This window comes from Streptomyces sp. NPDC048718, assembly GCF_043198875.1.
Classification (GTDB): domain Bacteria; phylum Actinomycetota; class Actinomycetes; order Streptomycetales; family Streptomycetaceae; genus Streptomyces.
In genome coordinates this window covers 20,029-27,155 of record NZ_JBICVG010000021.1, presented here as the reverse complement: position 1 = coordinate 27,155, position 7,127 = coordinate 20,029, and the positions used below count along the sequence as shown (strand labels likewise).

General features: G+C 73.0%; 8 protein-coding genes and 1 riboswitch. Of the genes, 4 read left to right on the top strand and 4 right to left on the bottom strand.

The window, feature by feature from the left end:
• Positions 1–51: 51 nt before the first annotated feature.
• Both ACGFRB_RS30260 and bioB read right to left on the bottom strand, forming a co-directional pair.
• Positions 52–1,332, bottom strand: a complete 1,281-nt coding sequence (locus ACGFRB_RS30260) for an adenosylmethionine--8-amino-7-oxononanoate transaminase (protein ID WP_393247576.1) — start codon at positions 1,330–1,332, stop codon at positions 52–54.
• Positions 1,325–2,617, bottom strand: a complete 1,293-nt coding sequence (gene bioB, locus ACGFRB_RS30255; protein ID WP_393247574.1) for a biotin synthase BioB — start codon at positions 2,615–2,617, stop codon at positions 1,325–1,327. The genes ACGFRB_RS30260 and bioB overlap by 8 nt, the downstream gene beginning before the upstream one ends.
• 142 nt (positions 2,618–2,759) lie before the next feature.
• Between bioB and ACGFRB_RS30250 the strand changes: the two genes are divergently transcribed.
• The 4 genes from ACGFRB_RS30250 (at position 2,760) to ACGFRB_RS30235 (ending at position 5,709) form a co-directional block, all read left to right on the top strand.
• On the top strand, positions 2,760–4,013 hold the full coding sequence (locus tag ACGFRB_RS30250; RefSeq protein ID WP_393247572.1) for an 8-amino-7-oxononanoate synthase: 1,254 nt from the start codon (positions 2,760–2,762) through the stop codon (positions 4,011–4,013).
• A gap of 101 nt (positions 4,014–4,114) precedes the next feature.
• Positions 4,115–4,381, top strand: coding sequence for a hypothetical protein (locus tag ACGFRB_RS30245; protein ID WP_393247570.1), 267 nt, complete (start codon positions 4,115–4,117; stop codon positions 4,379–4,381).
• A gap of 44 nt (positions 4,382–4,425) precedes the next feature.
• On the top strand, positions 4,426–5,037 hold the full coding sequence (locus tag ACGFRB_RS30240) for a hypothetical protein (RefSeq protein ID WP_393247569.1): 612 nt from the start codon (positions 4,426–4,428) through the stop codon (positions 5,035–5,037).
• Between the two features lie 234 nt (positions 5,038–5,271).
• The gene (locus ACGFRB_RS30235) at positions 5,272–5,709 is read left to right on the top strand and encodes an ATP-binding protein (protein ID WP_393247567.1); all 438 of its coding nucleotides are present in this window, start codon (positions 5,272–5,274) and stop codon (positions 5,707–5,709) included.
• A 108-nt stretch (positions 5,710–5,817) separates the two neighbouring features.
• Here ACGFRB_RS30235 and ACGFRB_RS30230 read toward each other — a convergent pair whose 3' ends face one another.
• Together ACGFRB_RS30230 and ACGFRB_RS30225 are read right to left on the bottom strand one after the other, a co-directional pair.
• On the bottom strand, positions 5,818–6,297 hold the full coding sequence (locus ACGFRB_RS30230) for a C40 family peptidase (RefSeq protein WP_393247565.1): 480 nt from the start codon (positions 6,295–6,297) through the stop codon (positions 5,818–5,820).
• A 3-nt stretch (positions 6,298–6,300) separates the two neighbouring features.
• A riboswitch (cyclic di-AMP (ydaO/yuaA leader) is annotated at positions 6,301–6,466 on the bottom strand.
• A gap of 350 nt (positions 6,467–6,816) precedes the next feature.
• Positions 6,817–7,122: a hypothetical protein gene (locus ACGFRB_RS30225; RefSeq protein ID WP_363007797.1), complete on the bottom strand. Its 306-nt coding sequence runs from the start codon at positions 7,120–7,122 to the stop codon at positions 6,817–6,819.
• Positions 7,123–7,127: the final 5 nt, after the last annotated feature.

The window sequence follows — 7,127 nt, the reverse complement described above, 5'->3', positions numbered from 1 at the left end:
CCCCGGGCACCCCGGGCGGGCCGGCGCACCGGAGGCGCCGGCTTCGGTCGCTCAGCCGGCGCGGGCCGCCGCCCGGACCCCCGCGCAGATCCGCGCCACGTCCTCGTCCCCCGTCACGAACGGCGGCATCGTGTAGATCAGATCGCGGAACGGCCGGAGCCACACGCCCTCCCGCACCGCCGCCCGCGTCGCCGCCGGCACGTCGACCTCGTGGTCGAGCTGCACCACCCCGATCGCCCCGAGGACCCGCACGTCGCGGACTCCGGGTATCGCAGACACCTCGGCAAGCCCCGCGCGCAGCCCCGCCTCGATCCGCCGGACCTCGCCCTTCCAGTCCTGTCCGAGCAGCAGGTCGAGCGAGGCGAGGGCGATCGCGGAGGCGAGCGGATTGCCCATGAAGGTGGGGCCGTGGGCGAGCACCGGGACCTCGCCGCGCGAGATGCCGTCCGCGACCCGGCTCGTGCACAGGGTCGCCGCCATCGACAGATAGCCACCGGTCAACGCCTTGCCCACGCACATGACATCCGGCGCGACCCCCGCGTGACCGGCCGCGAACAGCTCCCCCGTACGCCCGAAGCCGGTGGCGATCTCGTCGAACACCAGCAGGACGCCGTGCGCGTCGCACGCCTCCCGCAGCTCCCGCAGATAAGCGGGCGCGTGGAAACGCATGCCGCCCGCGCCCTGCACCACGGGCTCCACGATCACCGCCGCCAGCTCGTCGGCGTGCCGCGCGATCGCGTCCCGCAGCCGCCGCGCGTACGCCTCCTCGTACGCCGCCGGGGGCGCGTCCACGAAGATCTGCTCCGGCAGCGCGCCGGACCACAACTCGTGCATGCCGCCCTCGGGATCGCACACCGACATCGGCTGCCAGGTGTCGCCGTGGTAGCCGCCGCGCCAGGTGAGCAGCCGCCGCTTCGCGGGCCGTCCGGCCGAACGCCAGTACTGCAGGCACATCTTCACCGCGACCTCGACCGCGACCGACCCGGAGTCGCTGAGGAAGACATGCCGCAGTGGCTCCGGGGTGATCTCGACGAGCCGGGCGGCGAGCCGCACGGCCGGCTCGTGGGTGAGCCCGCCGAACATCACATGGCTCATCCGGTCGAGCTGCGCACGCGCCGCCGCGTTGAGGACCGGATGGTTGTAGCCGTGCACCGCGGACCACCACGACGACATTCCGTCGATCAACTCATGCTGTCCCTCGGCGGGTTCGGCGAGCCGCAGCCGTACCCCGGACGCGGACGCCACGACCAGCGGGTCCGTGCGGCCCGGCATGGGGCCGTACGGATGCCAGACGTGCGCCCGGTCCAGGGCGAGGAGTTCGTCGTTACGCATTCGGTGCGAGGTCCGTCCCCGCGCCGCGACGGCGCACCGCCACCAGATCGGGCCGGGCGCCCGAAGCCGCCGCAGCCTCCGCCGCCCCGGCCGTCTCCTCGGCCCCGGACACGGTCTGCGTACCGCATGCCCCGTGCGCCGCGCCCCCGCCGCACGGCCCGCAACCGCCACCGGCGGCCGCGTGCCCACCGCACCCGCCCGCCGCCCCGGCCTCATCGGCCCCGGCGGCCGTTTCCGCAGCTTCCGCCGTCCGCACCGCGCGGCTCCCGCACCCCGCGTCCGTCCGGTGCGCCGGCAGAGTGGTCGTGTCGGCGCCCTCCACCTCGAAACCGGCGTCCGCGATCATCTCCAGGTCCGCCCTGCCGGCCTGGCCCTCGCTGGTGAGGTAGTCGCCGAGGAAGATCGAGTTCGCCAGGTGCAGCGCCAGCGGCTGCATCGTGCGCAGATGCACCTCGCGCCCGCCCGCGATCCGCACCTCGGCGTCGGGGCAGACGAACCGCACCATCGCCAGGATCCGCAGACAGCGCTGCGGCGTGAGGTTCCACTCCTTGGCCAGCGGCGTGCCCTCGAACGGGATCAGGAAGTTGACGGGCACCGAGTCCGGGTCGAGCGCACGCAGCGCGAACACCACGTCGACCAGGTCCTCGTCGCTCTCGCCCATGCCCGCGATCAGGCCGGAACAGGCGGACAGACCGGCGGCGTGCGCCTTCTCCACCGTGTCCACCCGGTCCGCGTAGGTGTGGGTGGTGGTGATGTCCCCGTACGTCGCCTCGGAGGTGTTGAGGTTGTGGTTGTACGCGTCGGCGCCGGCCGCCTTCAGCCGCTCCGCCTGACCGTCCGACAGCAGCCCGAGGCAAGCGCAGACTTCCACGCCCTCGTTCTGCTCCTTGATGGCCTCGATGGTCCGGCCGACCCGCTCCACGTCCCGGTCCGTGGGGCCGCGCCCGCTCGCCACCAGACACACCCGCTTCGCCCCGCCGGCCAGCCCGGCCGCCGCCGCCTCGGACGCCTCTTCGGGCTTCAGCCAGGTGTACTTCAGGATCCCGGCCTCGGAGCCGAGCCGCTGGGAGCAGTACGAGCAGTCCTCGGGGCACAGCCCGGACTTCAGGTTGACGAGATAGTTGAGCTTCACCCGCCGCCCGTACCAGTGGCGCCGCACCCGGCCGGCCGCGGCCACCACATCGAGCAGTTCGTCGTCGGAGGTCGCCAGTACGGCGAGCGCCTCGTCACGGGTCGGCGACACGCGCCGAAGCCCCTTGTCCACCAGCGTGTTCAGCAGGTCCATAAGGGATGATCCTGGCGCACGACCCACCCTCAGGCCAAGGAGGATCCGAACAAACGGCACCGAGCGAGGTGTGTGCATGACCACACCCTGACCTCGGCGGTGTCCGGTTAAGGTCTGTGCGCTGCCTACAAAAGGACCCGCCATGCCGCCGTACGCCGCCGACCCCGGCGCCACGCACCCGGAAGGCTCCGGGAAGGCCCGCCCGAACGACGCGGAGCAGACACCGGATCCGCGCCGGGCCGCCTTCGACTGGACCGGGGAAGCGGCCGTGCGACGGGCCGATGCGGGCCTGGTGCGCACCCTGCGCCCGCGTGCCGCCGACTGCGGACTCCTCGACCTCGCGGGCAACGACTACCTGGGACTGACCCGCCATCCCCGGGTCACCGAGGCGGCGGCGGACGCCGCCCGCCGCTGGGGCGCGGGCGCCACCGGCTCCCGTCTGGTCACCGGCTCCACCGATCTGCACACCCGCCTGGAACGCGAACTCGCCGCGTTCTGCGGATTCGAGGCGGCTCTCGTCCTTTCCTCCGGCTACGCGGCGAACCTGGCGGCCCTCACCGCGCTGTCCGGCGACCGGGACGGACTGATCGTCTCCGACGCCGCCAACCACGCCTCGATCGTGGACGGTTGCCGCCTGGCGCGCGCCACGACCGCGGTGGTTCCGCACGCCGACCCGGCGGCCGTCGCCAAGGCGCTCGCCGCGCACCCGGGGCGCCGGTCCCTGGTGGTCAGCGACTCCGTCTTCTCCGTGGACGGCGACCGGGCGCCGCTCGGTGAACTCGCGGCGGCCTGCCGGGAGTACGGTGCCGGACTGGTCGTGGACGACGCGCACGGATTCGGCGTCCTCGGCGACGGCGGTCGCGGCGCGGCCCGCGAGGCGGGCCTCGCGGGCGCGCCCGACGTGGTCGCGACCCTCACCCTCTCCAAGTCGCTGGGCAGCCAGGGCGGTGCGGTGCTCGGACCCGCCCGGGTGATCGACCATCTCGTCAACACCGCCCGTACCTTCATCTTCGACACCGGCCTCGCGCCGGCCGCGGCGGGCGCGGCGCTCGCGAGCCTGCGGCTGCTCGCCGCCGAACCGGACCTCGCCGCCCGCGCCCGTACCGTCGCGGCCACCCTCCACCACCGGCTCACCGGAGCCGGGTTGAGCGCCGCCCGCCCCGACGCCGCCGTGGTCTCGGTCCGCGCGCCGGGCCCGGCCGAAGCCCTGCGCTGGGCCGCCGACTGCCGCGAACAGGGCCTGGCCGTCGGCTGCTTCCGCCCGCCGTCCGTCCCCGACGGCGTCTCCCGGCTGCGGCTGACGGCCCGCGCGGACCTGACCGAGGAACAGATCGAGCGGGCCGTCGGGGTCGTGGTGCGGACGGCTCCGGCGGATGCGTGCGGACGGGGACAGTGACCACGTCCTGAGACCCGTTTCATGATCGTTTTCCGTTTCCCCGGGAGGAGCGGCAGAATCCGGCGACGGCTGCGAGGGGTGGCCGGTGGGGAGGGGTACTCATGATCGCTGGAATCGTGCTGTCCGTGCTCGGGCTGGCCGGTATCTGCTGGGGGGCCATGCACGCGTTCAACCTGCGCGGCACGGCGGACAAGGCCGTTGCCCGGCGCAATGCCGTGCGGGCGGTGACCGCCGCCCACACGATGGACTTGCGGCTCACCCGGCCCTCGCGGTTCGGGCCGTGGTTCTTCAGGCTGGTGGGGGCGCTCGTCATGCTGGGAAGCCCGGTCCTCGTTCTCGTAGGCCTCGCGCTGGCGACGGGTCTCTGAGGCGGCCCAGGCCCGGTGTCAGTGCAACTCGCTAGGTTGAAAGCATGAGTTCCTGCCTGACTGCCTATCTCCTCGACATCCCCGCCACCCATGCCCTCGTCGGCTCGAAGGACGAGCAGCTGCTCGCGACGATCCGCGACCGGTTCGCCGACGACCTCGCCCGGGACGACGACTGGTTCTCCGACCAGATCGAGGACGGCGCGCCGACCGCGTTCGAAGCGCTCACGGCCGTGGTGCACGGGGGGCCGTACGACGCGGACGACGAGCACTCCTTCCAGTACGGCTACGCGTACAAGCGGCTCTGCGGCCTGACCGGCTTCTTCCTGGACAACTCCTCCTTCTGCCCGTTCCGCGGCGACTGGCTGGAGATGGTCGACGAGGGGATGAAGGCGCTGCGCGTCACGGCCGTGTCGGTGGCGGAGCTGGGGTACTTCGGCGGTCTGCCGGCCGGCATACCCGGCTACGACCTGCCGCGCTGCGGGGAGTGGACACATGAGAGCTGCGTGGCAGCGCTGGAGGAGTTCGAGCAGACCAAGCGGGACGGGCACGCGCCGCCGCTGGAGCCCGAGGTCGTGGAGGCCGTCATGAGCGTGATCGGCTGGCTCCGGATGGCCGCGTCCCGTCCCGGATTCGGCGTCATCGGCTTCGTCGCCTGACTCGGCCGCTTTGACGGAGGCAGCATGGCGGGGCGCGGCGGGCCCGGGAGAGATCCGGTACGGGGCCGGGAAGGCCCGGTACGGGGCCGCCTCCGGTCGCGCGGCGCAGCGTTCACCGCTTCGGGCGACATAGATCCGTATATCCGAGTGGAACGCCGTCCGGACGAGGGATCGGTGGCACTCTGACGCGGAGCGCACGCCGGGCCGGCCCGGTGGGAAAGGGGCGGTGACGTCATGGCGGACCACCAGGAGGTGACCCTCACCCTGCCGAGCGCGCCCGTGTCGGTACCCGCCGCGCGGCGGTTCGCCCGTCAGGTGCTGTCCTCCTGGGGGCTCGACGAGACGGGCGGGACGGCGGGCGCGCTGCTCCTGATGGTGTCGGAGCCGGCGACCAACGCCGTCCAGCACACCCGCGGCCAGTCGCCCGTCTTCACGCTCGACGTCCGCCTGGAGCGCCATGCGCGGCTGCGGATCGGGGTGACCGACGGCCACCCCCGGTGGCCCCGGCGGCTCCCGGCCGCCGTCCAGCAGGACAACGGCCGGGGCCTGGGGATCATCCGTACGCCGGCCGCCGAGGCCGGCGTACGGATGTCGGTCACGCCGACGGACGAGGGCGGCAAGACCGTGTGGATCACACTGCCCTGGCCCGCCCCCGGTCCCGCATCCGGCTGACCCGCGCGGCCCCGGGCCGAGGACGGGGTACGAGCCGGGGCCGAGGACGGGGTACGAGCCGGGGCCGGTCCGGGCGGCTGCGGAGGAGGCGGGCGACGCCGGGCCGGGTCAGCGCACGCGCCCGTACAGCACCTTCCAGGTCCAGATCCGCTCCAGCTTCACCCAGGAGCCGGTCTTGGGGGAGTGCCAGATCTTGTTGTTCCCGGCGTAGATCCCCACGTGGTAGACGTGCCCACCGGAGTGGAAGAACACGAGGTCTCCCTTCTGGCGGTGCGCGGCGGAGATGTGCCGTGTCTTGTTGTACTGCTGCTGCGCGGTGCGGGGCAGCTTCTTGCCCGCCTTGCGGAACGCGTACTGGGTCAGACCCGAACAGTCGAACTGGCCGGGTCCGGTGGCCCCCCAGCGGTAGGGGGACCCCTTCTTCGACGCGGCGATGTTCAGCGCCTTGTCGGCATAGGTGGGCACGGTGGCCTGGGCCGCCGGTGCGGCTCCGGGGGCGATCAGCGTGCCGCCGACGGCGGCGAGAGTAAGAGCCGAGACGGCTCCGGCCCGGGACAGCAGGGACGGGACATTCATCTGCGCAGTCATGCGCGACCCTTCGTCAGCCGCCTGTGAAGGATGACCTGTCGGGTTCGGGCAGGCGAAGTATGCCCGGCCGCGGCTGCGGCTTCACCCCGAGGGACGGCTCCGATCGCTCGGACGCCCCGTGTTGCTCGGGTCCTCCACTCCTGCCGGTCCACTCCGGTCGACCAGACGTCCAGGGCGGCGGCAGGACTCGGCGTCCGCCCGGACCGCCCCGCCTCGGGTGGCGGGGGCTTGTCGTCGACAGGGATCTTGACGCACGACACCGCCGAAAACCGAGTGGATAAGGCGATATGTGAGTCTCCTCACGACTGAACCATTGGAGTGGACAAGGGGGTTCGGGGCTCGCGCGGGGTTTCGGCGGCGAGGCTCCGACCAGCGGCGGGGAGCGGCGCGTCCGCCGGACGGATGGACGCGCCGCGCAAGTCGTCCGGCCATTCCGTCGGCCTGTCGGATCCGCCGAAGGAAGGAGTGATGATGTGATTTTCGTGCGCCAAGTGGACCTGGACACGACACCCGCCGCTGTCAACCAGTCCGCTCCCCGGGGATGATGACCCGCCCCGAGCGCCGCTCACCGTCCAGGACGCGCAGCGCCCGCGCCAGGGTTTCCGCGTGCACCTCGTTCTCGCCCCGCAGATGCATCGTGGTGAGCGCCTCGCGCAGCGCCGTCGCCCGGCCGACCAGCGCCTGCGCGGCCCGGAGTGCGCCGTAGGTGTGGCCGGTCCGGGCGGGGTTGATCCGCCCGAGCAGATCGACGACCTCCAGATACGTGTCGATGAACTCGCCCTCGGCGCGCGTCAGCGCGGGCAGCGGCGGCAGCTCCGGGACCACCGGGG